The organism is Pseudomonas sichuanensis (genome assembly GCF_024749065.1).
In the GTDB taxonomy this organism is placed as follows: domain Bacteria; phylum Pseudomonadota; class Gammaproteobacteria; order Pseudomonadales; family Pseudomonadaceae; genus Aquipseudomonas; species Aquipseudomonas sichuanensis.
On the sequence record NZ_CP087185.1, the window covers coordinates 1145390 to 1169158 of the forward strand.

Annotated in this window: 24 protein-coding genes and 1 tRNA gene; 9 read left to right on the forward strand and 16 right to left on the reverse strand. The window is 64.0% G+C overall.

What is annotated here, in order from left to right:
* The first annotated feature begins 84 nt into the window (after positions 1-84).
* Positions 85-378, forward strand: a complete 294-nt coding sequence (locus LOY51_RS05330; protein ID WP_110993751.1) for an antibiotic biosynthesis monooxygenase family protein — start codon at positions 85-87, stop codon at positions 376-378.
* A gap of 121 nt (positions 379-499) precedes the next feature.
* The gene (locus tag LOY51_RS05335) at positions 500-733 is read left to right on the forward strand and encodes a hypothetical protein (RefSeq protein WP_110993798.1); all 234 of its coding nucleotides are present in this window, start codon (positions 500-502) and stop codon (positions 731-733) included.
* Here LOY51_RS05335 and LOY51_RS05340 read toward each other — a convergent pair whose 3' ends face one another.
* Positions 734-1339: a flavin reductase family protein gene (locus LOY51_RS05340; RefSeq protein WP_125462782.1), complete on the reverse strand. Its 606-nt coding sequence runs from the start codon at positions 1337-1339 to the stop codon at positions 734-736.
* Between the two features lie 119 nt (positions 1340-1458).
* A complete protein-coding gene (locus LOY51_RS05345) occupies positions 1459-1902 on the reverse strand; it encodes a heme utilization protein (RefSeq protein WP_258645107.1) in 444 nt (147 codons plus the stop codon).
* A gap of 341 nt (positions 1903-2243) precedes the next feature.
* Between LOY51_RS05345 and LOY51_RS05350 the strand changes: the two genes are divergently transcribed.
* Positions 2244-2996 (forward strand): COG4705 family protein, encoded by a 753-nt coding sequence (locus LOY51_RS05350; protein ID WP_258645109.1) that lies wholly within the window; start codon positions 2244-2246, stop codon positions 2994-2996.
* A 126-nt stretch (positions 2997-3122) separates the two neighbouring features.
* Here LOY51_RS05350 and LOY51_RS05355 read toward each other — a convergent pair whose 3' ends face one another.
* The 4 genes from LOY51_RS05355 to bglX all read right to left on the reverse strand — a co-directional run bounded on the left by LOY51_RS05355 (position 3123) and on the right by bglX (position 10216).
* Complete coding sequence (locus tag LOY51_RS05355; protein WP_258645111.1) at positions 3123-4442, reverse strand: MFS transporter; 1320 nt, start codon at positions 4440-4442, stop codon at positions 3123-3125.
* Positions 4443-4722: 280 nt separating this feature from the next.
* Entirely contained in the window at positions 4723-6057 is a 1335-nt protein-coding gene (mifR, locus tag LOY51_RS05360) for a two-component system response regulator MifR (RefSeq protein ID WP_125857587.1), read from the reverse strand.
* On the reverse strand, positions 6051-7808 hold the full coding sequence (gene mifS, locus LOY51_RS05365; RefSeq protein WP_125857588.1) for a sensor histidine kinase: 1758 nt from the start codon (positions 7806-7808) through the stop codon (positions 6051-6053). The genes mifR and mifS overlap by 7 nt, the downstream gene beginning before the upstream one ends.
* Before the next feature lie 116 nt (positions 7809-7924).
* A complete protein-coding gene (gene bglX / locus LOY51_RS05370) occupies positions 7925-10216 on the reverse strand; it encodes a beta-glucosidase BglX (protein ID WP_125857589.1) in 2292 nt (763 codons plus the stop codon).
* 200 nt (positions 10217-10416) lie between these two features.
* Here bglX and LOY51_RS05375 point away from each other — a divergent pair, with 200 nt between their 5' ends.
* The 4 genes from LOY51_RS05375 to LOY51_RS05390 all read left to right on the forward strand — a co-directional run bounded on the left by LOY51_RS05375 (position 10417) and on the right by LOY51_RS05390 (position 13298).
* Positions 10417-11025: a TPM domain-containing protein gene (locus tag LOY51_RS05375; protein WP_258645115.1), complete on the forward strand. Its 609-nt coding sequence runs from the start codon at positions 10417-10419 to the stop codon at positions 11023-11025.
* 99 nt (positions 11026-11124) lie between these two features.
* The gene (locus tag LOY51_RS05380) at positions 11125-12345 is read left to right on the forward strand and encodes a class I SAM-dependent methyltransferase (protein ID WP_125857590.1); all 1221 of its coding nucleotides are present in this window, start codon (positions 11125-11127) and stop codon (positions 12343-12345) included.
* A gap of 204 nt (positions 12346-12549) precedes the next feature.
* A complete protein-coding gene (locus tag LOY51_RS05385; protein WP_223811926.1) occupies positions 12550-12786 on the forward strand; it encodes a hypothetical protein in 237 nt (78 codons plus the stop codon).
* 2 nt (positions 12787-12788) lie between these two features.
* Positions 12789-13298 carry a helix-turn-helix transcriptional regulator gene (locus tag LOY51_RS05390; protein ID WP_125857591.1) on the forward strand — a complete coding sequence of 170 codons (510 nt, stop codon included), beginning with the start codon at positions 12789-12791 and terminating at the stop codon, positions 13296-13298.
* 22 nt (positions 13299-13320) lie between these two features.
* On the opposite strand, the gene LOY51_RS05395 is transcribed toward LOY51_RS05390, so the two are convergent.
* The 9 genes from LOY51_RS05395 to LOY51_RS05435 form a co-directional block, all read right to left on the reverse strand.
* A complete protein-coding gene (locus tag LOY51_RS05395; protein ID WP_258645118.1) occupies positions 13321-14331 on the reverse strand; it encodes a DUF4917 family protein in 1011 nt (336 codons plus the stop codon).
* Between the two features lie 107 nt (positions 14332-14438).
* The gene (gene nadS, locus LOY51_RS05400; RefSeq protein WP_125462792.1) at positions 14439-14726 is read right to left on the reverse strand and encodes a NadS family protein; all 288 of its coding nucleotides are present in this window, start codon (positions 14724-14726) and stop codon (positions 14439-14441) included.
* A complete protein-coding gene (locus tag LOY51_RS05405; protein ID WP_258645120.1) occupies positions 14723-15043 on the reverse strand; it encodes a type II toxin-antitoxin system RelE/ParE family toxin in 321 nt (106 codons plus the stop codon). Before LOY51_RS05405 ends, nadS begins: the two co-directional genes overlap by 4 nt.
* Positions 15044-15174: 131 nt before the next feature.
* Positions 15175-16875 (reverse strand): SulP family inorganic anion transporter, encoded by a 1701-nt coding sequence (locus tag LOY51_RS05410; RefSeq protein WP_258645122.1) that lies wholly within the window; start codon positions 16873-16875, stop codon positions 15175-15177.
* A 204-nt stretch (positions 16876-17079) separates the two neighbouring features.
* Positions 17080-17153: transfer RNA gene (locus tag LOY51_RS05415), tRNA-Gly, on the reverse strand.
* A gap of 113 nt (positions 17154-17266) precedes the next feature.
* On the reverse strand, positions 17267-18151 hold the full coding sequence (locus tag LOY51_RS05420) for an alpha/beta fold hydrolase (protein WP_125462795.1): 885 nt from the start codon (positions 18149-18151) through the stop codon (positions 17267-17269).
* A gap of 447 nt (positions 18152-18598) precedes the next feature.
* Positions 18599-19291: a pseudouridine synthase gene (locus LOY51_RS05425; RefSeq protein WP_125857594.1), complete on the reverse strand. Its 693-nt coding sequence runs from the start codon at positions 19289-19291 to the stop codon at positions 18599-18601.
* A gap of 31 nt (positions 19292-19322) precedes the next feature.
* Positions 19323-19544, reverse strand: a complete 222-nt coding sequence (locus LOY51_RS05430; RefSeq protein ID WP_125462797.1) for a cysteine-rich CWC family protein — start codon at positions 19542-19544, stop codon at positions 19323-19325.
* Positions 19534-21027 carry a sensor domain-containing diguanylate cyclase gene (locus LOY51_RS05435; protein ID WP_258645123.1) on the reverse strand — a complete coding sequence of 498 codons (1494 nt, stop codon included), beginning with the start codon at positions 21025-21027 and terminating at the stop codon, positions 19534-19536. The genes LOY51_RS05430 and LOY51_RS05435 overlap by 11 nt, the downstream gene beginning before the upstream one ends.
* A 212-nt stretch (positions 21028-21239) precedes the next feature.
* Between LOY51_RS05435 and LOY51_RS05440 the strand changes: the two genes are divergently transcribed.
* Positions 21240-21704, forward strand: a complete 465-nt coding sequence (locus LOY51_RS05440) for a hypothetical protein (RefSeq protein WP_125857596.1) — start codon at positions 21240-21242, stop codon at positions 21702-21704.
* A 60-nt stretch (positions 21705-21764) separates the two neighbouring features.
* Here the strand turns inward: LOY51_RS05440 and dspII are convergent, their stop codons facing one another.
* Positions 21765-22871, reverse strand: coding sequence for an enoyl-CoA hydratase/isomerase DspII (gene dspII / locus LOY51_RS05445; RefSeq protein WP_125857597.1), 1107 nt, complete (start codon positions 22869-22871; stop codon positions 21765-21767).
* Between the two features lie 128 nt (positions 22872-22999).
* Between dspII and ung the strand changes: the two genes are divergently transcribed.
* Positions 23000-23692, forward strand: a complete 693-nt coding sequence (ung, locus tag LOY51_RS05450; RefSeq protein ID WP_110993777.1) for a uracil-DNA glycosylase — start codon at positions 23000-23002, stop codon at positions 23690-23692.
* Positions 23693-23769: the final 77 nt, after the last annotated feature.

Below are 23769 nucleotides of genomic sequence, written 5' to 3' on the forward strand. Positions count from 1 at the left end.
GGCAGTAATGGCCTAACGTCGCGCGAGGGGTGGCCCCTAACCTTGGCAGCCTGTTTCTCGCCCCTGGCTTCAAGGAGATCGTTCATGACCCTTCAGCAACCGGTCACTCATTTGGCGTTCATCCGCGCCAGCAACGGTCGTTCCGCGGAACTCGGCGTACGCCTGCGCGACTTGCTCGAGCCTACGCGGCGCGCGCCGGGTTGCCTGGCGTTCAGTGTGCAGCGCTCGCAAGTCGATGCCGACCTGTGGCTGCTCAGCGGCAGCTGGTGCGACCAGCAGGCGATGAGTGGCTATTTCGCTTCGCCGACGCTGAACGTGTTCGGTGAGCTGGTGCAGGCGCAAGTGGTCAGCAGCCTGGACCTGCATACCTTTGCCTGATCTTGCGGCCCTGTCGCCGGCAAGGCCGCATGTGGGAGCCGGCTTGCCGGCGATGGGGCCGGAACAGGCAACCCTGTCAGGTGTACAATGCCGCCCCTCGATCACACAGGCGCAGAGCAGCATGGCACGTAAAGAATTCCCTCACTTCGAAGCGGTTTCGGCGATGGTCCCGGTGGAAGGCGGCGGCTACAACGCGGCGATTGCCGTGAAGGCCCTGAACATGGGCGGTGCGCCGCGCTTCCACAAGGTCCTCGAGGGCCAGGTGTTCACCTCCGCCATCGCCGCCGACGCGGCGGCCTGCGCCGAACTCGAACGCCTGCAGGGCGTGGGTGAGGAAGGCGAACTGATCTTCTGATCAGACCTGCGGGCGGCTCATCTTGAACAGCTCGCCCAATGCGAAGTAATCCGCCGGGCCGCCGCCACGCAGGATCGGTTCGGCGGCAGCGGTGTCGTAGATGCCATCCTTGAGCAGGTGTTCGGCAATGTGCACGGCCACCACTTCGCCAAGAATCAGCCAACTGGGCACCATTTCCTGGTCGGCCCGCTTGAGCTGGACGATCTGGCTCACCTTGCATTCGAAACTCACCGGGCTCTCGCCCACCCGTGGCACCTTGACCACCTTCGAGGCAGCTGGCGTAAGGCCGCTGAGGACGAACTCGTCGACTTCCGCCGCCACAGCTGCACAGCTCTGGTTCATTTGTTCGGCCAATGGCCGGGTGGCCAGGTTCCAGACGAATTCGCCGGTCTGCTCGATGTTGTTCAGGCTGTCTTTGCGCCCGACGCTGCAGAAACCGATGATCGGCGGGATGTAGTTGAAGGCGTTGAAGAAGCTGTAGGGCGCCAGGTTCAGGCGGCCTTCGCGGTCGTGGCTGGAGATCCAGCCGATGGGCCGGGGGCCGACGATGGCGTTGAACGGGTCGTGGGGCAGGCCGTGGCCTTTGGCGGGTTCGTAGTAGTACATCTGCGCTAGGCCGCGAGGCCCTTCCTGGTTGGGAACGAGGCGCCTAGTGTGCCAAGGCTTTGCCTGGCTGGAAATGATCAAGCCCGGCCGAAGCCGGGCTGGTTGCACGCTGTCAGTGATCAGCTGAAGCGGTGAGCGTTGGTGCGGTCGAAGCCGTTTTCGGCGAAGCGTTGGCCGTTGGTGCGGTCGAAGCCGTCTTCGGCGAAGCGTTGGCCATTGGTGCGGTCGAAGCCGTCTTCAGCGAAGCGTTGGCCATTGGTGCGGTCGAAGCCGTCTTCGGCGAAGCGTTGGCCGTTGGTGCGGTCGAAGCCGTCTTCGGCGAAGCGTTGGCCGTTGGTGCGGTCGAAGCCGTCTTCGGCGAAGCGTTGGCCATTGGTGCGGTCAAAGCCGTCTTCAGCGAAGCGTTGGCCACCGGTGCGATCAGAACCATCTTCTGCGTAGCTGTTCGACTGGCTCTGGACGGCGGCGAAGATGTGGGCACTGGTACGGTCGAAACCGTCTTCGGCGAAAGCGCCAGTGGTCAGAACCGAGAGGGTCAGGGCGAGGATCAGTTTGTTTTTCATGGTCGTTGCTCCGGTGGATCAGTGGGTTGTTTGTTTCTATGGGTTCAATGCTACGCCGATTAAATTGATTAAAAAGCGCAAAAAATAACGCTAAATAATCGATTAAATCGATTGTTATGGGCGTGGCTGCCCCTCGCCGAAAGCAGTACCTGGCCTTGTCAGGCCATGGGAGCGATGCGGCTTTTTCAGTTGGCCAAGCATGGCGGGTGGGAATTAATGCCGAATTAACAGCTCACGAGCGTTCGTCGTACGCGACCAACGCTTTTTTCATACAACTCCAACCGTTTTTTCAGACAGCGCTCTTCACCATCGCCGCACTTAAAAACTGGAGCGGCACAACGATGAACAAACTCCCGCAAATCACCCTGGCCTTCTGGGTCATGAAGATCTGCGCTACCACACTCGGCGAGACGGCGGGCGACCTGCTGTCCATGACCCTGAACATTGGTTATGCGATGAGCTCGCTGTTGCTGATCAGCGTGTTTCTGCTGACCCTGGTTACCCAGCTCTACTCGCGCCGCTACAACCCGATGCTCTATTGGCTGGTGATCCTCTCCACCAGCACTGCCGGCACCACCATGTCCGACTTCATGGACCGCACCCTGGGGCTGGGTTACGCAACAGGCTCGGCGCTGCTGATCGGCATCCTGCTGCTGACCTTTGCGGTGTGGCGCCTGAGCGGCAACCCGCTGGATGTCACCCGTATCAAGAGCCGTAGCGGCGAGCTGTTCTACTGGGTGGCGATCCTGTTCTCCAACACCCTCGGCACCGCGCTGGGCGACTACCTGGCCGACGATTCGGGGCTGGGCTTCGCCGGCGGTGCGCTGCTGATCGGTTCGGCAATCGCCGTGGTGGCGGCTGCCCGCTACTGGACGAAAATCTCCGGCGTGGTGCTGTTCTGGATCGCCTTCGTGCTCACTCGCCCATTCGGTGCGACCCTGGGCGACGTGCTGACCAAGACCCACGAGAAGGGCGGGCTGGACTTCGGTACCGTGGGTTCGTCGATGGTGCTGGGCGGGGTGCTGCTGGTGCTGGTGCTGGCGGCCACCTACTACCAGCGTCGTGAGCCGCAGCGGGCGATGGAGATGTCCTGAGTGACAGATATTCGGCTCATTGTGTGAGCCGAATAAGCCCGCTATTCGGCTCAGGCTCAAATCACAGCCAATAAAAAGGGGCGCCCCGTCAGCCGGAGCGCCCCTTGTTCATTGCGGTGCAGCCAATCAGTCAGTGGTGATCCGCGAGTGCTGCTTGGTGTCTTTCATGGTTGCGTATACCAGCAGCGAGCAGGCGATGCAGCCGGTGACGTACCAGTAGAAGCCGGTTTCCATGCCGTTGCTCTTGAACCACAGGGCCACGTACTCGGCAGTACCGCCGAAGATCGATACGGTCAGCGCGTACGGCAGGCCGACGCCCAGGGCGCGGATTTCGGTGGGGAACAGCTCGGCTTTGACCACGGCGTTGATCGAGGTATAGCCGCTGACGATGATCAGCGCGGCCATGATCAGGAAGAACGCGCCCCACCAGGTCTGCACGGTGTGCAGGGTGCTGAGGATCGGCACGGTGAACAGGGTGCCGAGCACACCGAAGGCGATCAGGATCGGGCGACGGCCGATCTTGTCGGAAAGCCCGCCGATGATCGGCTGCAGGCACATGAACAGGAACAGCGTGGCCGCCGAGATGGTGGTCGAGTCGCTGATGCTCATGCCCACGGTGTTGACCAGGTACTTCTGCATGTAGGTGGTGTAGGTGTAGAAGGCCAGGGTGCCGCCCATGGTCAGGCCGACCACGGTCATCAGCTCTTTGGGGTGGCGCATCAGGGTGCGCATCAGGCTCTCTTTGGACTTCTCTTTCTTGGTGAAGGAGGCGGTTTCTTCCATGCCACGGCGCAGGTACAGGGCAACCACCGCGCACAGCGCGCCGATCACGAAGGGTACACGCCAGCCCCAGGCATACAGCTGCTCGGTGGTGAGGGTCTGCTGCAGGATGATCAGCACCGCCAGGGCGATGAGCTGGCCGGAAATCAGGGTCACGTATTGGAAGCTGGAGAAGAAGCCACGGCGTTCCTTGCTGGCCATCTCGCTCAGGTAGGTGGCCGAGGTGCCGTACTCACCGCCCACCGAGAGGCCTTGCATCAGGCGCGCGACCACCAGCAGAACCGGTGCGGCAACGCCGATGGTCTCGTAGCCAGGGGTGAGGGCAATGACCAGGGAGCCGGCGCACATCAGCAGCACCGAGGCCATCAGCGCGGCCTTGCGGCCTTTGCGGTCGGCGTAGAGGCCCATAAGCCAGCCACCGATCGGGCGCATCAGGAAGCCCACGGCGAAGATCGCAGCGGTATTGAGCAGTTGTGCGGTGGTGTCGCCGGCGGGGAAGAACGCTTTGGCGAAGTACAGCGAGAACGCGGCGTAGACGTACCAGTCGTACCATTCGACCATGTTGCCGATGGAACCACTGAAGATCGATTTGAGGCGGCTGGCGGTGGTTTTTTCCGCGGCGTGCGCGGCGGCGGCCCCGCTGGGCAGGGTGCTGGCGTTATCCATCAGGGATACCTTCTCGTTGTTTTTGTGGAGCGCGCTCGGGGCGCAGCTTGAGAAGGGTTTTGCAGGAGCTGTGCCAAATGGGTGCGGGGTGATCCATTCGGGGGCGCGTTACGCCCCGTCGCGACACAAGGCCGCTCCTACAGGCCTTGCAGTGCTTGGGTTCCCGCGATCCCTGTAGGAGCGGCCTGGTGTCGCGATGGGCTGCGAAGCAGCCCCGGCAATTCGACAGGTGATAAGCGAACTTCCGCTCATCCGCCTGATTCGATAAGCGGAAATCCGCTCATTCGCTGCCGAGAAAGTCCTCACGCACCAGCCCATGCCGCTGCATCTTCTCGTTCAGCGTACGCCGTGGCAGCTGCAACGCCTCCATCACCCCTTTGATCTCGCCCTTGTGCTGGCGCAGCGCAGCGCGCAGGCATTGGGCTTCGAAGGCCTCCATCTGTTCGCCCAGCGACTGCCCGCCTGGCAGGCTCTCAAGGTTCGGCGAATCCAGCCCCAGGGCATGACGCTCGGCAGCATTGGCCAGCTCACGCACATTGCCCGGCCAGTCGTGGGCCAGCAGTTGCGCCAATCGCCCGCCACTGACCGGTGGGGCATGGCGGCCCAGGCGTTCGGCGGCCGTGCGGGCGAAGTGTTCGAATAGCAGCGGGATGTCTTCACGCCGCTCGCGCAGCGGTGCCAGGCGCAGCTCGGCAACGTTGAGGCGGTACGCCAGGTCTTCGCGAAAGCGCCCGGCACGGGCCTCTTCCAGCAGGTCCGGCTTGGTCGCGGCAATGATGCGCAGATCGACGGCGATGCTCTGGTTGGCCCCCAGGCGCTCGAGCTTCTGTTCCTGGATCACCCGCAGCAGCTTGGCTTGCTGGGCCAACGGCATGCTTTCGATTTCGTCGAGGAACACGGTGCCGCCGTTGGCGTACTCCAGCTTGCCGATGCGTTTGCCCTGGGCGCCGGTGAACGCGCCGCTCTCATGGCCGAACAGCTCGGCCTCGAACAGGGTTTCGGGGATCGCCGCGCAATTGAGCGCGACAAAGGGTTTGTCTGCGCGCGGGCCAAAATCGTGCAGGCAGCGCGCCACCCGCTCCTTGCCGCTGCCGGTCTCGCCACGGATCAGCACGTTCACCGGCAGGCTGGCCAGGTCCAGCACCTGCCGGCGCAACTGTTGCAGCCCCTGGGACATGCCGAGCAGGCTGGTTTCGAGCTGCGCCTTGAGGTCGGCCTGCTCATGCAGGCGACGGTTCTCCAGTACCAACCGGCGCTTTTCCAGGGCGCGGCCGAGGCTGCCCAGCAGGTGCTGCGGGGTGAAGGGTTTTTCCAGGAAGTCGTAGGCGCCGTTGCGCATCGCCTCCACCGCCATCGGCACATCACCGTGGCCAGTGAGCAGGATCACCGGCAGGTCGGGGTCATCCTGTTGCAGCCGTTCGAGCAGTTGCATGCCGGAAAGCCCGGGCATGCGCACGTCGCTGAGGATCACCCCGGGGAAGTTGCGCGGCAGCTGCGCCAGGCAGTCTTCGCCACGGGCGAACAGTTGCACGCTGAAGCCCGACAGGCTCAACCACTGTTCCACGGCGGTGCGGATACTGGCTTCGTCATCGACGACGATCACTGAATTCAACATACCGGCTCCAGGTCACGGGGTAGCGTCAGGCTGAAACGCGCGCCGCCTGGCAGGTTCTCGACCTGCAGGCAGCCGCCGGCATCGACCACGATGCCGTAGGAAATCGCTAGGCCCAGGCCCAGCCCTTCACCCACCGGCTTGGTGGTGAAGAATGGGTCGAACACTTTGGCCAGGTCGGCCGGCTCGATGCCGCCACCTGAGTCGAGCACGCTCAGGCGCCACTGGCCATCGTCGAGTTCGATGCGGATCTCCAGGCGTTTGTAGCGCTTGTCGGCCATGGCGTCGAGGGCATTGCGCAGCAGGTTGATCAGCACCTGCTCGAGGCGGATCGCATCGCCGCGGACCCAGGCCGGACGGGCCAGGTACAGCGCCACGTCCACCGCTTCGGCGTGGATGCGCGCATCGAGCAGGTGCAGCGCCTGGTCGACCACCGTGGCCAGGTCCAGGCGCTCGCGCAGCCCGCCGGGGCTATTGCGGGCGAAGGTCTTCAGGTGGCCGGTGAGCGCGGCCATGCGCGTGAGCATCTGCTCCAGCGGCTCCAGGGCCTGGCGCGCCTGGTCGTAACGGCCATGGTCAAGCAGCAGCCGCAGGGTTTCCAGCTGCATGCGCTGGGTGGTCAGCGGCTGGTTGATTTCGTGGGCCAGGGCGGCGGACATCTGCCCCAGCGCCGCCAGCTTGGCCGATTGCACCAGGCCTTCCTGGGCGGTGCGCAGTTCGCGGGTGCGCTCCTCGACCTGGCGCTTGAGCTCTTCGCGGCTGCGCTGGCGCAGGCGGGCCAGGCGCAGGCGCTGGCTGACGAACAGCGCGGCGAACACCAGGGTCAGCCAGATCGCGGCGGCGGCTAGGGCGGCGTTGCGGCCATCCTCGGCGACCTGTGGCTTGCGCAGCAGGTGCAGGGTCCAGCCTTCGGCTTCCAGCGGCAGGCTTTCCCAGAGGTATTCGGCGGCGCCGTCGGGGCCCTGCACGCGGGTCAGGTGGCTGTTGTCGGCGAAGCGGGTCAAGGCCTGGTGTTGCAAAGGCACCAGCGGCTGCTTGTCGTACTGGCGGGTTTCAGCCAGTTCGGCGCGGTCGGCGCCGCTCAGCGGTTGCAGCTCGCGGTAGCGCCAGCCGTCCTGGTTGGCGATGAAGGTGATGCCACGGGCGTCGCTGACCAGCAGGATATCGCTGCCCTGGCGCCACTCGCGTTCAAGCTCGGGGAACTCCAGCTTGACCACCATGGCGCCGAGGAAGCGGCCATGTTCGTCGTTGACCGCGCTGGCCAGGAAGTAGCCCGGCACGCCGCTGGTCACGCCGACCGCGTAGAAGCGGCCGCTGCCCTGGCTGCGGGTCTGTTTGAAATAGGGGCGAAAGCCGTAGTTGGAGCCGACATAGGTGGTCGGCAGGCGCCAGTTGCTGGCCGCGATGGCCAGGCCAGTGCGGTCGAGCAGCTCCAGGGTGGAGGAATTGGCCGCGCCGTTGATGCGCTCGAGCTTGTGATTCAGGGCACTTTGCACCGGGTCGGTGACCGGGCCGCGCAGGGCGTCGATCAGTTCCGGGTCCAGCGCCAGTACCGCAGGCAGGGCGCGGTAACGTTCGATCAGGGTGTGCAGGTTGTTGGCGTACAGGCCCAGCTGTTGGCTGGCCCGCTGCGCGTCGGCCCGCATGGCCTCGCGCTTGGCCTGGTGCATGGCCCAGCCGGCGCTGAGGCCGGTGCCGACCAGGATCAGCAGGATGATCAGCCCCAGACGCAGGGCGCGGAAGGAAGAGGGCATGGGGCGGATCCGGGGTGTAGGTTTTCAGGTCCGGCCTCTTCGCGGGTAAACCCGCTCCCACAGGTATCGAGTAGCCTGTGGGAGCGGGTTTACCCGCGAAGAAGCCAAAGCAGGTGTCAGAGCAGTTCGAAGCTCTGCTGCTGCACCGCCTGCGAGTCCAGGCCGATCTGCACATTGAACTGACCCGGCTCGGCCACGCGTTGCAGCTGGCCATTGTAGAACTTCAGGTCTTCTTCACTGATGTCGAAGGTCACGGTACGTGCTTCGCCGGCCTTGAGCATCAGCTTCTGGAAGTTCTTCAGTTCTTTCACCGGGCGGCTCATCGACGCGCTCTGGTCCTGCAGGTACAGCTGCACCACGGTCTCGCCGTCACGTTTGCCGGTGTTCTTCACCGTGATCTTGGCCTTGAGGGTTTCGCCGCGCTTGAGTTCGGTGCGCGACAAGGTCAGGTCGGTCAGGTCGAAGCTGGTGTAGCTCAGGCCGTAGCCGAACGGGTACAGCGGGCCGTTGGGCTCCTCGAAGTACTGCGAGGTGTAGTTGCCCGGCTTGCCGGGGGTGAACGGGCGGCCGATGCGCAGGTGGTTGTAGTACATCGGGATCTGCCCGACCGAGCGCGGGAAGGTGATGGCCAGGCGGCCCGACGGGTTGTAGTCGCCGAACAGCACGTCGGCGATGGCGTTGCCGCCTTCGGTGCCGCTGAACCAGGTTTCGAGCAGCGCATCGGCCTGTTCGCGTTCCCAGGCGATCGACAGTGGGCGGCCGTTCATCAGCACCAGCACCAGCGGTTTGCCGGTGGCCTTGAGCGCCTTGATCAGGTCGCGCTGCACCGCCGGGATTTCCAGGGTGGTGCGGCTCGACGATTCGTGGGACATGCCACGGGACTCACCGACCACGGCCACCACCACGTCGGCCTGCTGGGCGGCCTTGACCGCTTCGTCGATCAGCACGGCGGCCGGGCGCAGGTCGTTGACGATTTCCGGGGCATCGAAGTTGAGGAAGTTGAGGTAGTCGAACATGGCCTTGTCGCCGGTCACGTTCGAGCCTTTGGCGTAGACCAGCTTGGCCTTGCCCTCGACGGCGCGGCGCAGGCCTTCGCGTACGGTGACCGAGTGCTGTGGCTTACCGTCGGCGGCCCAGCTGCCCATCATGTCGATGGGGGCGTCGGCCAGCGGGCCGACCAGGGCGATGGTGCCGGCCTTCTTCAGCGGCAGGGTCTGCTCGCGGTTCTCCAGCAGCACCAGGCTGCGGCGTGCCACGTCGCGGGCGGCGTCGCGGTGCAGGCGGCTGTCGGCGTAGTAATCCTGAAGGTCAGTCTCAGGCTTGCCGATGCGCACGTACGGGTCCTTGAACAGGCCCATGTCGTACTTGGCGCCGAGCACTTCGCGCACCGCCTGGTTCAGCTCGCCCTGGGTCACTTCGCCGGACTTGAGCAGGCCTGGCAGCTCTTCGCCGTACAGGGTGTCGTTCATGCTCATGTCGATGCCGGCCTTGATTGCCAGCTTGGCCGCTTCGCGACCGTCGCGGGCCACGCCATGGCGGATCAGTTCCTGGATGGCGCCGTGGTCGCTGATGGTCACGCCCTTGAAGCCCCACTCCTTGCGCAGCAGGTCGTTCATCAGCCAGGTGTTGGAGGTGGCCGGCACGCCGTTGATCGAGTTCAGCGCCACCATCACACCCCCCGCACCGGCGTCCAGCGCGGCGCGGTAGGGCGGCAGGTATTCGTTGTACATCTTCGGCAGGCTCATATCGACCGTGTTGTAGTCGCGCCCGCCTTCCACCGCGCCATACAGGGCGAAGTGCTTGACGATGGCCATGATGCTGTCGGGCTCGGCCGGGCTCTTGCCCTGGAACGACTTGACCATCACCTGGCCGATCCGCGAGGTGAGGTAGGTGTCTTCGCCGAAGCCTTCACTGGTGCGGCCCCAGCGCGGGTCGCGGGCGATGTCGACCATCGGTGCGAAGGTCATGTCCAGCGAGTCGGCGGCGGCCTCGATGGCCGAGGTGCGGCCGACCTTGGCGATGGCGTCCATGTCCCAGGTCGCGGCCAGGCCCAGGCCGATCGGGAAGATGGTGCGCTCGCCATGGATGGTGTCGTAGGCGAAGAACATCGGGATCTTCAGGCGGCTGCGCATGGCGGCGTCCTGCATCGGCCGGTTCTCGGGGGCGGTGCGCGAGTTGAAGGTGCCGCCGATGCGCCCGGCGGCAATCTCTTCGCGGATCTTCTCGTGGGGCATTTCGGGGCCGATGCTGATCAGGCGCAGTTGGCCGATCTTTTCGGCCTCGGTCATCTGGCTCACCAGATGGTCGATGAATGCCTGCTTGTCTTGCAGGGGCGGGGCGGAGGGGGCGGCAAGGGCCGCCTGACTGGCAAGGCCCATGGCCAGGCCCAGCAAAGACAGTTTCATCATCAATTCCGTTGTTGAGTAGGGCGGTTGGCCGAGAACTTTCGTACGCCTGTTGTTATGAGGTCCGCTGGCGATTTTTTGGATCATTCGTCCATGATCCGACGCAGCCGCGGATTATGCCTTATATGAGGCGCTTGTTGAGATACACTCTCGCCACCCCGATGCCGGGATAACAACGATAAGAACGCTCAAGAGACGATGGCATGACCGAATACGAACAGCGCCAGATCGCCGAGGCGATCGCACGCGTCGAGCGGCGCACCGACGCGGAACTGGTGACCGTGCTGGCGCGCCGCGCCGACGACTACCCCTATCTGCCCCTGCTCTGGGCGGCGCTGCTGGCGCTGGTTATCCCGCTGCTGTTGCACCGCTGGCAGGGCGGGATCGGCCTCAACGGCCTGCTACTGGCGCAGATGCTTACCTTTATCGCCCTGTGCCTGTTGCTGCGCCATCCACGCCTGGCTGCCTGGCTGGTGCCGGCGATCCTGCGCCGGCGACGTGCTTCCGGGCTTGCCCGGCAGCAGTTTCTCGAACTCAACCTGCAGCGCACCGCTGGGGCTACCGGGGTGCTGATCTTTGTCAGCGAGGCCGAGCGGCATGTCGAGATCCTGGTCGATGAAGGGATCGCCCGGCACCTGCCGGCCCAGGCCCGCGAAGCGATCGTTGCGCGGTTCACCGAGCAGGTCTGCCAGGGCCATACCCTGCAGGGCTTCGTCGACTGCATCGAGGCGTGCGGCGAACTGCTCAGCGAGCATGTACCGCCCACCCATGCGCGCAACGAGCTGCCCAACCGCCTGGTGATCCTCGATTGAGCCGCGCCCATCGCGAAAACCTTCGCGATGGGCGGCCAGCGACGTAGAATGCGCGGCATTGCGCAACGCGCTCCCCGCATTCCGAGGCACCCGCTCCCCATGTCGTCCACTACTTCCGCCCCCACCGCGCCGGATGCGCGCGCCCAGTTCCTGAGCCTGCTGGGCGACGCCCTGGCCGATGGCAGCCTGGTCAAACTGGTGCTAGCCCGCCACGTGGGGGCCGACCAGACCCTGCAGCGGATCATCGCCAAGCCGGTGCAGCTCAAGGGCGAGGCCTGCCTGCAACTGGTCTACCGCCACCAGACCCGCGACATCACCCGCAACCTGCCATTGGGCCAGGCGCAGGCACTGGTAGTCGAGCTGCTGCCGGAGAGCTTTCGCAACGCTCACCTGTTCACCGGTGCGGGTGAAGTGCAACTGGAGTTCAGCAAGAAGGGCAAGCCGATGCTGCGCCGCCACTTGGCCCAGCAGGCGCCCCGGGAAGCGGCGGCAGCTGGGCATGACCGCGAGAAGAAGCGTTACCTGGAACTGTCGCGGCCCTTCCTGCGCGACCTTGGGGTGACCGACGCGCAAGGCGCGTTGATCCCGTCGATGTCGCGCAAGTGGAAGCAGATCAACAAGTTCATCGAGGTCTTCGACCACGCCCTGGCCGGCGCGCCGGTGGCGGCTGATCAGGCCTTGCGGGTGGCCGACTTTGGCTCGGGCAAGGGCTACCTGACGTTCGCCATGCACGACTACCTGCGCAACACCCTCGGGCGCGAGGCACAGGTCACCGGCGTCGAGCTGCGCCCGGACATGGTCGAGCTGTGCAACGCCGCTGCTGCGCGCCTGGAGCACCCGGGGCTGGTGTTCGAGTGCGGTGACGTGCGCAGCGTGGTGCCGGAGGCCATCGAAGTGATGATCGCCCTGCATGCCTGCGACATCGCCACCGACTACGCCATCCACACGGGCATTCGCTGCAATGCGGCGATCATCATGTGCTCGCCGTGCTGCCACAAGCAGATCCGCCCGCAACTGCAGAGCCCAGGGCTGCTGCAGCCGATGCTGCAGTACGGCCTGCACCTCGGGCAGCAGGCCGAGATGCTCACCGATAGCCTGCGCGCGCTGTACCTCGAGGCTTGCGGCTACGAGACCAAGGTCTTCGAGTTCATCTCGCTGGAGCACACCAACAAGAACAAGATGATTCTTGCGGTGAAGCGCAAACAGCCAGTGCCGGCGGGGGCGCTGTTGGAGAAGATTGCGCAGCTCAAGGCGTTTTACGGGGTGCAGGAGCATTGCCTGGAGACGTTGTTGCAGGCGGATGGATTGATCGCCGGGTAAGCACAACGTGTTGGGTGCCATTCCCGAAAGTGTGTAAGACGCCTCCCGAGCGCGTCTGGCGGCCGATATTGGTGTCGAGAGATCTGTAGTGTGGTAGCCATTCATGATCAATGGTTGTCATTTGACAACCATTGATTTAATGACCACACTGGAGAACATTTGATGCCGCGCCCCAGTCACGCCAAAAAAGAGGTCGAGCAGGCCTTGAGGCATGCTGAGTTCCATGGATGGAGAATCGTTGCGGGTGGAGGGCACTGCTGGGGAAAGATGTATTGCCCCTTAAACGATGCTGACTGCCGATGCGGGGAGCTTTGCGTCACCAGCATCTGGAGCACCCCGAAGAACCCAGGCAATTTCGCGCGTCAGCTAAGGCGTGTGGTGGACAATTGCACTGGAACCCGCAATACGGATACCGCAGTGAAGGCGGGTAAGGAGCAGTGACGATGGAATACGAGTTCACCCTCAAGTACCAACTGGTCGATGACGAAGAAATGGATGCACTCCTCGAGCGCCTGGCCGAAGCGGGTTGTGACGATGCCCTGGTCGGGATTGGTCAGCCCGGTCGCCTGTCGCTGGAATTTGTACGGGAGTCCTCCAGTGCCGAGGAGGCGATCGAGACCGCGCTCAGGGATGTTCGCAGCGCAGTGCCTGGCGCACGACTGATAGAGGCGACGCCCGACCTCGTCGGGCTGACCGATGTGGCCCAGATCGTGGGTGTGTCGCGCCAGAACATGCGCAAGTTGATGCTGGCGCACATGCACAGCTTCCCGGCCCCCATGCATGAAGGCAGTACCTCGCTCTGGCATCTCGCCGATGTATTGGCCTGGCTGCAGGCGAGGGGGAGTTATGACATCGGCCAGCAGATGCTGGATCTGGCTCGGGTCGCGATGACCGTCAATGTATCAAGCGCCCATGCACGGGTTTTCAAAGGGACGATGGCTTTGGCCGATTGAAGCTGTGCCGCTGGGGGCCGCTTCAACGGCGCCCTGTCGGTACTTCGATCGCCAACTCCGCTAGCCCCAGGGGATGGGTACTGGCATCGAAGAAATGCAGCGCTGTCCCCGGCAGATCACCGAACCGCTCGACGAAATGCTGCTTCTGATTCAGCACCGACGCCTCGCTCAATGGCCGGATGGCAATCAGAAGATGCGCCGGCCGCGCCTGGCGAATGGCGTCGAGCAGGTGCTGATCGCTGCTGTCCAGATGCTGGCCGAACAGGCAAATCCCCTCGTCCTCGTTGGCCAGTTGCCCCAGGCACCATGACAGGTAATCCGAGTTGCGGATCGCGCGCAGTTTCTCCTCGCTACGGAACTCGTTGACGAACAAGGGCACCTCGCCGGGGATGTTCACGGCAAAACCGTCCAGCAATTCGGCGCACTCGGCGCTGCGCTGGCGGCTGGAGCCGTCAGGCAGTTTGAGCAGGTGCAGGCCGCCATGCAGGTGCATCACCCGGGTGCCTTCGCTGCGGGTGCGGCGCACGTCGAAGAAGCCCTGCTCGTCGAACAGCGTGGCAAAGCCCAGTGGAGCATGCTGCACGGCCCACGGCAGGATCAGGTCGTAGTTGCTGGTGTAGACGCTGCGAAAACCACGCAAGGCCTGGTTGATCGAGGCCAGGGTAGCCGCCGGCATCAATGGCCATGGCAGGTGCACGGTGCGCACGGCGTGAATCAGCGCTTCCTTGATCGAGTAGTAGCGGTTCAGCGGCGCGGTGGAGTTGATGGCCAGCGCGGCATTGGCGCGGACGGTGTGGTTGAGGGTGCTCAGCAGCGGTTCGAACAGCTCTGTGCCGAGCGACTTGAACAGCGCCTGGTCACTGACCGCCAGGCCTTTCTTGCGGCCGGCACGCTGGGCTTCTTCGTACAGCGAGAAATAGCCGAACGGTTTCCACAACGCCCGGCTGGCACCGTTGCCCAGCAACAGGGCGGTGCAAGGGTGGCGCTGGTTGAGGTCGGCCCAGGCGGGCAAGTGGGCGTCGAGTGCGGGCATGGGCGGTCCGTTGGGCGTGGCTCAAAACGCGGCGACTTTAGCATGTCATGCAATGTATGCGAGGCATGTCGCGCGCAGAGACCGGCGCAGCAGCTCTGCAGCAATTTTCAATGCGACAAGGCCTTGAGCACGTGATCAGGGTCGTTGTGGATGGCCCGCAGCAGCGCCTTGGCAGGCCCCGTGGGCTCCCGGCGCCCCTGTTCCCAGTTACGCAGCGTAGCGACTTGCACATCGATCATCTCGGCGAAACGTACCTGTGACAAACCGGTGGCCTTACGGATTTCCCGGACTTGAAGGGCGTCGATTTCGAACTGGCGCGAGGGTTGGCGTTTGCCCTGGATGATTTCATCCATTTCTACAACGCTTTCCATCAGTTCGTCGAAGAGGCGGCTCATGGGTATCTCCAGTTTTCGATGACGGACTTCAAAGCCTTGCGCTGTTCGGCGGATAGCTCCGATTGTTCGTTCTTCGCAAAGATGTAGAGCAAGGTGATATGTGACCTTGCCGTGAAGTGGTAGTAGATGACTCTGGCGCCGCCTCGCTTGCCGTGGCCGTTCGCTGGGGCGCGGATTTTGCGCAGGCCGCCGGTCCCTTCGATGACATCCCCTGCATCGGGGGATATCAAAAGACGAACCTGCAACAACCTGTAGGTTTCGTCGTCGAGCAGCTCTTTTGCGCGCTTGGTAAAGACAGCGGTTTCGGTAAAAAGCATAGCAGGGTATACGCCATTGGCGCAGTCACTTTTCACCAACGATGCGCGGAGAGTGGAATGCCCGAAAGGCTACCTTCTCGCCGACACGGTACTGCATCGCTCCCCTCTGACAACGATGTAGGCGCCTTCCTCTACTTGTCGGAGGACTCCCTGCTCGTCCTGTTGCGCCATACCCGATACGCCCTGATCCCTGCTCGCACCGAACCAAACAGCAATTTGTCCTCCATTTCCCGCGCCATCCCCGAGCGCACCAGCATGCGCAGGAAAGTGCCGCGGGCGCGGGCGATGGCGAAGTGGATGTCCTGGGCGGTGAGCGTGTCGCGCACCTCGCGCAGGGCGGCGATGCCGCTGACGTCGATACTGGTCACGGCTTCGGCGTCGAACAGCACCGCCTGGGGCTTGTCCACTCCCTGCACGGCGTCGAGCAGGCGCATTTTGAAGTAGTCGGCGTTGAAGAACAGGATCGCGTCGTCGAAGCGATACACCACCAGGCCTGGCACGGTGCGGGCGTCCTTGTGCTGGCGCACGTCCACCTGTCCCTCGACACCCGGCAGCCAGCCGAGTACCGCGTCGGTAGGTTGGTAGATGCTGTAGAGCAGGCGCAGGATGGCCAGGGTCACGGCAAACACGATACCCGGCAGCACGCCCAGCCCCAGCACGCCGACCGTGGTCAGCAGGCACAACCAGAATTCGAAGCGGCTGAGCTTGCGGATGGTCTTCAGCGACTTGATGTCGATCAGCCCCCAGCCGGCCATCAGCAGTACCGCGCCCAGCGCCGCTTGCGGGATCCAGGCCATGGGGGCGGTGAAGAACAGCAGGATCAGGGCAATCACCAGCGCGGCGATGATGCCCACCAGCTGGCTCTTGCCGCCGACCATGTCGTTGACCGCGGTGCGTGAGTCGGCGCCGCTGATGGCGAAGCCCTGGGAAATACCGGCGGCCAGGTTGCTCACCCCGAGGGCGACGAATTCATGGTTGGCGTTGATCGCGTAGCCATGCCGGGCGGCAAAGCTGCGGGCGGTGAGCATGGCGCTGCAGAAGCTGATGGTGGCGATACCCAGGGCGTCACGCAGGAGGCTCTTGGTTTCCGCCAGGTTGCTTTGTGGCCAGGCCAGCTCCGGGATGCCCGCCGGTACCGGGCCAAGGATCGCCACGCCATAACGGTCCAGGCCGAGCAGCCCGGCCAGGGCGGTGAACACCACCACCGTCACCAGCGCTGCCGGCAGGCGCGGGTAGCGCCGCGGCAACCAGATCAGCAATGCCAGCCCGGCCAGGCCGATCGACAGCGTCAGCCAATGGATCTCGCCCAGCCGCTGCAGGAAGTTGATCAAGCTGAGGATGAAACCGTCGCCCTCGATCTTGAAACCCACGACTTTGGAGAGTTGCCCGGCGAGCAGGCTGAGGCCGATGCCGTTGAGGTAGCCGATCAGGATCGGCCGCGAGAAAAAGCTGGCGATGAAGCCGGCGCGCGCCACCCCGGCACCGATCAGCATCACGCCCACCAGCACGGTGACGATCACCGACAGCTCGGCAATGCGCTGCGGGTCGCCCATGGCCAACGGGGCCACAGCGCCGCCGATCATCGCGCAAGTGGCGGCATCGGGCCCGACCATCAGTTGCCGCGAACTGCCGATCAAGGCGTAGACCATCATCGGCAACACGCAGGCGTACAAGCCGTACTGCGGCGGCAAGCCGACGATCTGGGCATAGGCGATGGCGATGGGGATCTGGATCGCGGCCACCGACAGGCCCGCCTGCAGGTCGGCGTGGAACCACTCGCGACGGTAGTGCAGCAGGTTGGCCAGGCCCGGTAGCCAGCGGGAGAGAAACATGCGCAGTCCTTTGGAAATGTTTCAGAAAGCTTAGGTGCTTTTGCGTGCTGGGCAGCACCGGGCATTTAAGCCAATCGGGCGCGGGATGGCCATGGGCCAGATCAATGAAGGGTGCGCAAATGCAGGCGGCAGAAACGAAAAAAGGAGCCAAGGCTCCTTTTTACAGCGATGACGTCACTGGAACGCCATGCGGGGAATGCGATTTGGAGCGGGTAGAGGGAATCGAACCCTCAACTAAAGCTTGGGAAGCTTTCGTTTTGCCACTAAACTATACCCGCGTCTGCGCCCGACTTTTTACCATAACCCCCTGCCAATTAATAGCCCAATGTCATAAAAGGCTGTCGGCAGCCTGCTGCCTGCAGGTAAGCCAGGCATGCAGGCGCCGTTGCGCTCAGATGGCCAGTGCATGCTGCCCCTGCGTGTGGGTGTAGCGTTGACGGGACTCGCGCACGGTCGGCTTGAGGAAACCGAGCATGACCGAGCGGGTATCCTCGCAGGCGCTCTTGTGCTCCATGTCGAGGAAATGGCCGGCGCCATGGATCACGCTGAAGTGGCTTTGCCCCACATGTCTGCTGAACTGCCGCGCATCTTCGACGGTGGTGTATTCGTCACGGTCGCCGTTGATGAACAGCACCGGGATATCGATGTTGCGCGCGGCCTTCAGCGCTCGCTCCAGGTCATGGTCGAGCACCTGGTTGATGTGGAAATGCATCTGCGCGTACTCGTGGCTGTCCAGGCTGCTGACATGCCGGTAGTTGAAGCGCTTGAACAACGACGGCAGGTATTTGCCGATGGTGTCGTTGACCAGGTTGCCCACCTGATAGCGATCGCAGGCGGCCAGGAACTGGCAGCCACGCTCCAGGTAGTCGCGCATCGGTTCGTTGATCACCGGCGAGAACGAACTGACGATGGCCTTCTTCACCAACCGTGGCTGGTGCGCCAGCGCCAGCAGGGCGCAGGCACCGCCCCAGGAGAACGACATCACGTGGTCGGCCTGGAAGTGCTCGATCAGCTCAAGGAGGATATGCGACTCGGTCTCCTTGGTGATCAGCCGTTCCTGGCGGTTGTGGGGCTTGGACTTGCCGGCATAGGGCTGGTCGTACAGCACCACGTTGAATTGCGGGTGCAGGCTGCGCACTGTCTGTGCAAAGGACGCCGTGGTGGCCAATGATCCATTGATCAGGATGATGGTCTTTTCGGCGCCTTCCGCGCGATGGAACTCCGTGTAAACCCGGTACTGACCTTGGATATCAAGTACAGCAATTTCTGGCCTCATGTCATCGACTCCTGGCGCAAAAAAGGGTATTCGCGTCACCTGTTGGTCTGTGTGGCTGGTTCGTGAACTCGCGTTCGAATCAACCGCGCAGGCCGTTAGGGTGCACGTGCTTTATGACAGGTAGGCATTTGCCTGGAAGAAAACCGGTGGGCCCTTGTGTCGATCCCTGACGCGCGTGTCGACGGTATTGTTGTAGCGGGCGATTTGCCGTGCCCCAAGGTGTCGAGACCCTGGGTGGCCGGCAAAAAGGTGTCTTGGACTGCATCCGTGACTGGTAAGTCACAGGCAGACCGACAAGTTGGCAGTCAAGCAGCGCAGGGCCGATCGCGCAAGTGAGTTTCTGGGGATATTTTGCAGCGAACCGCTGGGCGGTCGGTGTAGTGGAAAACTGCCAGGGCTACCCAATCGTTTGCGCGAAAAACGCCCGCGCAGGGCCTTCGCAGCCGCTCAGAAACAGGCGATTTCTGCGGCCGAAAGGTCCCTGTACTGGCCCGGCAACAAGGCCGGATCCAGCTCGATCATCCCCATGCTTTCGCGGTGCAGTTGCAGCACCTTGTTCTGAAAGTGGCCGAACATGCGCTTGACCTGGTGATAGCGGCCTTCGACGATCGCCAGCCGCGCTTCGCGGGGGCCGAGAATATCCAGCTGCGCAGGCTGGGTGGTCAGGTCTTCGAAGGCGAAATAGAAGCCTTGGCGAAACTTTTCGACGTAGTGGGCGCCGATCTCGTCCTCGGTCTGTACGTGGTAAACCTTGGCCAGCTTGGTCTGTGGCTGGGTCAGGCGGCGCGACCACTGGCCGTCGTTGGTCAGGATCAGCAGCCCGGTGGTGTTGTAGTCCAGGCGCCCGGCAATATGCAGGTCGTCGCGCCATGCAGGCGGCAGCAGGTCGAGCACGGTGCGGTGCTGCGGGTCGCTGGTGGCGCTGACGCAGCCCATGGGCTTGTGCAGCATCAGGTAGCGCGCCGGGCGGCCGGCCTGCAGCAGCTGTTCGTCCACCTCGACACGGCTGAACTCGCGTACCTCGTGCAGCGGGTCGGCGGTGATCACGCCATCCACGCGCACACGCCGCTGCACCAGCAGCAGACGCACTTGCTGGCGGTTGAAACAGGGCAGGTTGGCGAGGAAACGGTCGAGGCGCATGGCGGCAGGTGGCGACAGATCGGCGCGCAGTCTAGCGGATCGCGGGGGACTGCGCTGCCTTGAGTTGCTCGTCCACTTTCGCGCACTGCGGGCACAGGCAGGCCTGGTTGCGCAGTTCGGCAGGCAGGGCTTCGATGATGGCCGGGTCGATGCTCACCGCGAAGCACCAGCACCCTTGGGTGGCGCTGGCCGGGTTGGCCAGGCCGCACTGGTTGGCGGCGCCGCAGGCAGGGCAGTGCTGGTTACTGGTCATGGTCGGGTCCGGGCATCTGGCTGCAGACGCGGTTGCGTCCGCCTTGTTTGGCACGATAAAGCGCGTGGTCGGCGCGGCTCAGCAGGCTGTGCAGGGTGTCGTCACGCTGCAGGCCGGCGAGGCCGATGCTGACGGTCAGGCGCAGCGGTTGGTCGGCGTAACTGAAGATCAGTTGCTCGGTGCGCCGGCGGATCTTTTCGGCCACTTCGACGGCCTGGCGCCCTTCGGTTTCGCGCAGCAGCACGATGAACTCCTCGCCGCCCCAGCGGCAGAGTATATCGGACTGTCGCAGGCTGCCCTGCAGCACGTTGGCGAACTGGCGCAGTACTTCGTCGCCGGCCAGGTGGCCGTGGGTGTCGTTGAGTGCCTTGAAGTGGTCGAGGTCGATCAACAGGGCGACCAGCGGTGCGCTGATGCGCTGCGCCTCGACCAGCGCCTGGCCGGCCAGCAGGTCGAAGCTGCGCCGGTTGGGCAGGCCGGTGAGGCTGTCGAGGGTGGCCAGGGCCTCGGCGTTGTCCTGATGGCGCTTGATCATGGCGTTGAGCAGTGACAGCACCACCAGGGTGATCATGGCGCAGATCGCCAGGTTCAGGTACAGCGACTGGCGGATGCGGTCCAGGGCACTGGTCTCGCGCTTGTCCACCAGCAGGTACCAGTCCAGCTCGGGCAGCGGGCGCAGGTTGAGGAAGTGGCTGTGGCCGTCGTTATCGTAATACTCGTGGCTGCCGGCGGCAGGGGTCGGCATGCGCGCCAGCAGGTCTTTCCACTGGCTGCTGTCACTCAACTGCTGGCCTGCGCGAAGGCCGTGGGGGCCACCGTCGGAGCCGGTCAGCAGCACCTTGCCCTGGGCATCGGTGAACAGCACCGAGCGATGGTAGCGGCGCTGGTAGTCATCGATCAGGCGTACCACCGACTCGACGCTCAACCCCACCCCCACGGCACCGATGAAGCGCTGCTGGTAGTCGAGCACGCGGTAGTTGATGAATACCGTGAGCTTGTCCTGGTTGGCCATGTCCACGTCGACATTGATCTCGTAGGGCACGCTGGCCTCGCGCAGGCGGAAGTACCAGGCATCGCGCCAGGCATCGGCCTTGACCTGCTTGAGTACACCTTTGGCCTGGTAATAGGTGCGGCTACGTTCGGAGACCAGGAAACTGGTGAAGGTGCCCTGGCCGCCCATCACTTCGCCCAGGTAGCGGGTAATGCGCGTGGGGTCCTGTTCGCCGCCCAGCAGCCAGTCCCGCAGGAAGGTGTCCTGAGCCATCATCGACGAGATCAGCACCGGGCGGATCAGGTCTTTCTGGATTTCCGAATAGACGGTGTCGGAGGTCAGTGGCAGCTCGGTGTTGACGATGCCGTCGCGGATTGCCCCGCGCGAGGCGTAGTAGCTCAGCAGCGAGGTGGCGAGGAAACCGCAGCCCAGCAACAGCAGCAGGGTGAAGATCAGCGAGCGTTGCGAGAACAGGGCGGAAGGCGAGGGCATGATCGTCCCATGATGTGTGCCGGTGGCGACATTCTAGTGAGATGACCGAAAAATGACTGCATGTTTTTCAGGGTTATAGGGGATGTTTCAATTTGTTGCAGAAATGGCACTGAACCCTGGCCGGACTGTCTTATGCAGTGTCGATCAACGCATCGTCGTCGACGCTCGCCAGCGCCGCTGTGTCGGGCACCCCTGCGGTCCAGGAGGCCGCCATGTACCCACGAATCCTGATCATTGTCCTGCTCGGACTGCTGACTTCTGCCTGCGCCCCCTACTACGAGAGCGACGGCTATTACCGCAGTGATTACTACACCAGCGACCGCTACGTGTACCCCGGCTATTACCGCCAGGACCGCTACTATGTAGCCCCGCAACCGCGCTACTACTACCAGAGCGCGCCGCGTTACTACCAGCCTGCACCGCGCTATTACCGGCCGGCACCGGTACCGCATTATCGGCCCTATCCGGCACCCGGCATGCAGCCCAGCTGGCACGGCAACCCGCGTAACGACTATGGCAACCGGCAGCGTTATGACTATGGGCGGGACCGCGATCGGCAGGACTACCGCAACGACAATCGTGGCGGGCGCGGGGATCGCTGGCATTCCAATGGGCAGGGCCATGGTGACCGCGGCCAGGACGGCGGGCGGGGAGGGGATCGCAACTGGCAGCGTTGAGGGCAAATGAGCCATCACAGGGCAAGTCGGCGTGCCGTACCGACTTGCCCTGTACTGTTTCTACGCCAGATCAGCCAGCGGGTGCCGACCTTCCCAGGCCTTGCTGAAATGCGCCGCCACCACTGCTGCGGGCACCTGCGCCACGTCCGGCCAGTGCCAGTGCGGCGTGTTGTCCTTGTCCAGCAATCTGGCCCGCACCCCTTCGCTGAACTCGGGGTGACGGCAACAGTTGAGGCTCAGGGTGTATTCCATCTGGAATACCTGCGCCAGCGACAGGTGGCGGGCCCGGCGGATCTGCTCCCACACCAGGTGCGCGGTCAGCGGGCAGCCCTCGTGCAGGCGCTGACCTGCCGCGGCCAGTAAAGGGTCGGCATGCCGAGCCAGGCCGGCCAGCGCACGCCAGGCCGCTACCGGGTCGGCCACATCGAGTACTTCGTCGATCACTGCCCGGCGCGCCAGCCATTGGCCCTCGGGCAGTTCGGCGCACGCTCGGTGCTGTTCGGCCTTGAGCAGGCTGTTGAGCTGCAGGGCGGTCTGTTCCTGCCAGTTCAGTTGCAGCAGCTCCTCCACCAGCGCTTCTTGTTGATGCTCGCCAAAGAAACGGTCGGCCAGGCCCAGGTCCAGGGCGTCACGGGCATTGATCGGCGCGCCGGTGAGGCCGAGGAACAGGCCGAGCTTGCCGGGCAGGCGGGACAGGAACCAGCTGGCGCCCACGTCCGGATACAGGCCGATGCTGATCTCGGGCATGGCCAGGCGGCTGCTGGGGGTGACGATACGCACCGCCGCGCCCTGCAACAGCCCCATGCCACCACCGAGCACATGGCCATGGCCCCAGCACAGCAGGGGCTTGGGGTAGGTGTGCAGGCGGTGGTCGAGGCGGTATTCGCTGGCGAAGAAGGTGGCGGCCAGCGGCGGTATGCTGCCGGGATGCTCGCGGCAGGCTTGTACCAGTGCACGCACGTCGCCCCCGGCACAGAAGGCTTTAGGCCCGTTGCCGCGCAGCAGTACGCAGACGATGCCGGGGTCGTGAGCCCAGGCGTGCAGGCGCTCGTCGAGCACCTCGATCATCGGCAGGGTCAGCGCATTGAGCGCCTTGGGTGCATCCAGGCTGGCGATGCCGATGCGGGCGCCATCGGCGCCGGTGAGTACCTCGCATTGAATGGACATGGACTACCTCGCGCAAGTCATCCCACCAGTATGGCCCGCGCTGCTGAAGCTGCCGGTCGTCGGTCGGATCGATTGACAAGCCGGCGCGGCTTTCCTAGTGTCGCGCCACTTTGCTTCTGGATGGCCCCATGACCGACGACGACCGCATCAAACTCGAACCCAGCTGGAAGGCCGCGTTGCGCGCCGAGTTCGACCAGCCCTACATGCATCAGCTGCGTGAGTTCCTGCAGGGTGAATACGCCGCCGGCAAGGAGATCTACCCGCCGGGGCCGCTGATCTTCAATGCGTTGAACTCAACGCCGCTGGAGCAGGTGAAAGTGGTGATCCTCGGCCAGGACCCGTACCACGGCCCCGGCCAGGCCCATGGCCTGTGCTTCTCGGTGCAGCCGGGCGTGCCTACGCCGCCGTCGCTGGTCAACATCTACAAAGAACTGCAACGCGACCTCAACCTGCCGATCCCCAACCACGGCTACTTGCAGAGCTGGGCCGAGCAGGGGGTGCTGCTGCTCAACACCACCATGACCGTGGAGCGGGCCAATGCCGCCTCGCATGCCAAGAAGGGCTGGGAGTTCTTTACCGACCGGGTCATCCAGGTGGTCAGCGAGCAGTGTCCGAACGTGGTGTTCCTGCTGTGGGGGGCGCATGCCCAGAGCAAGCAGAAGCTGATCGACGCCAGCAAGCACCTGGTGCTCAAGTCGGTGCACCCGTCGCCGTTGTCGGCCTATCGCGGGTTCTTCGGCTGCGGGCATTTCAGCCGGGCCAACGGCTTCCTCGAGCAGCGCGGGATGGCGCCGATCAACTGGGCGTTGCCGCCGCTCTGATAGATCGCGTCGCCTGCTTCGCGGGTAAACCCGCTCCCACAGGTACTGCGCATTCCCTGTGGGAGCGGCGGTGCGCC

What these genes read in the sequence shown, in the direction of transcription:
- LOY51_RS05425 (WP_125857594.1), bottom strand. Translation starts at nt 19,291, where the DNA reads ATGCGCCTCGACCGTTTCCTCGCCAACCTGCCCTGTTTCAACCGCCAG.
- LOY51_RS05340 (WP_125462782.1), bottom strand. Translation starts at nt 1,339, where the DNA reads ATGTACTACTACGAACCCGCCAAAGGCCACGGCCTGCCCCACGACCCG.
- LOY51_RS05405 (WP_258645120.1), bottom strand. Translation starts at nt 15,043, where the DNA reads ATGCTTTTTACCGAAACCGCTGTCTTTACCAAGCGCGCAAAAGAGCTG.
- LOY51_RS05355 (WP_258645111.1), bottom strand. Translation starts at nt 4,442, where the DNA reads ATGGATAACGCCAGCACCCTGCCCAGCGGGGCCGCCGCCGCGCACGCC.
- LOY51_RS05380 (WP_125857590.1), top strand. Translation starts at nt 11,125, where the DNA reads ATGTCGTCCACTACTTCCGCCCCCACCGCGCCGGATGCGCGCGCCCAG.
- LOY51_RS05395 (WP_258645118.1), bottom strand. Translation starts at nt 14,331, where the DNA reads ATGCCCGCACTCGACGCCCACTTGCCCGCCTGGGCCGACCTCAACCAG.
- LOY51_RS05390 (WP_125857591.1), top strand. Translation starts at nt 12,789, where the DNA reads ATGGAATACGAGTTCACCCTCAAGTACCAACTGGTCGATGACGAAGAA.
- ung (WP_110993777.1), top strand. Translation starts at nt 23,000, where the DNA reads ATGACCGACGACGACCGCATCAAACTCGAACCCAGCTGGAAGGCCGCG.
- LOY51_RS05420 (WP_125462795.1), bottom strand. Translation starts at nt 18,151, where the DNA reads ATGAGGCCAGAAATTGCTGTACTTGATATCCAAGGTCAGTACCGGGTT.
- LOY51_RS05330 (WP_110993751.1), top strand. Translation starts at nt 85, where the DNA reads ATGACCCTTCAGCAACCGGTCACTCATTTGGCGTTCATCCGCGCCAGC.
- mifR (WP_125857587.1), bottom strand. Translation starts at nt 6,057, where the DNA reads ATGTTGAATTCAGTGATCGTCGTCGATGACGAAGCCAGTATCCGCACC.
- LOY51_RS05440 (WP_125857596.1), top strand. Translation starts at nt 21,240, where the DNA reads ATGTACCCACGAATCCTGATCATTGTCCTGCTCGGACTGCTGACTTCT.
- mifS (WP_125857588.1), bottom strand. Translation starts at nt 7,808, where the DNA reads ATGCCCTCTTCCTTCCGCGCCCTGCGTCTGGGGCTGATCATCCTGCTG.
- LOY51_RS05430 (WP_125462797.1), bottom strand. Translation starts at nt 19,544, where the DNA reads ATGACCAGTAACCAGCACTGCCCTGCCTGCGGCGCCGCCAACCAGTGC.
- LOY51_RS05410 (WP_258645122.1), bottom strand. Translation starts at nt 16,875, where the DNA reads ATGTTTCTCTCCCGCTGGCTACCGGGCCTGGCCAACCTGCTGCACTAC.
- dspII (WP_125857597.1), bottom strand. Translation starts at nt 22,871, where the DNA reads ATGTCCATTCAATGCGAGGTACTCACCGGCGCCGATGGCGCCCGCATC.
- bglX (WP_125857589.1), bottom strand. Translation starts at nt 10,216, where the DNA reads ATGATGAAACTGTCTTTGCTGGGCCTGGCCATGGGCCTTGCCAGTCAG.
- LOY51_RS05335 (WP_110993798.1), top strand. Translation starts at nt 500, where the DNA reads ATGGCACGTAAAGAATTCCCTCACTTCGAAGCGGTTTCGGCGATGGTC.
- LOY51_RS05345 (WP_258645107.1), bottom strand. Translation starts at nt 1,902, where the DNA reads ATGAAAAACAAACTGATCCTCGCCCTGACCCTCTCGGTTCTGACCACT.
- LOY51_RS05375 (WP_258645115.1), top strand. Translation starts at nt 10,417, where the DNA reads ATGACCGAATACGAACAGCGCCAGATCGCCGAGGCGATCGCACGCGTC.
- LOY51_RS05435 (WP_258645123.1), bottom strand. Translation starts at nt 21,027, where the DNA reads ATGCCCTCGCCTTCCGCCCTGTTCTCGCAACGCTCGCTGATCTTCACC.
- nadS (WP_125462792.1), bottom strand. Translation starts at nt 14,726, where the DNA reads ATGAGCCGCCTCTTCGACGAACTGATGGAAAGCGTTGTAGAAATGGAT.
- LOY51_RS05350 (WP_258645109.1), top strand. Translation starts at nt 2,244, where the DNA reads ATGAACAAACTCCCGCAAATCACCCTGGCCTTCTGGGTCATGAAGATC.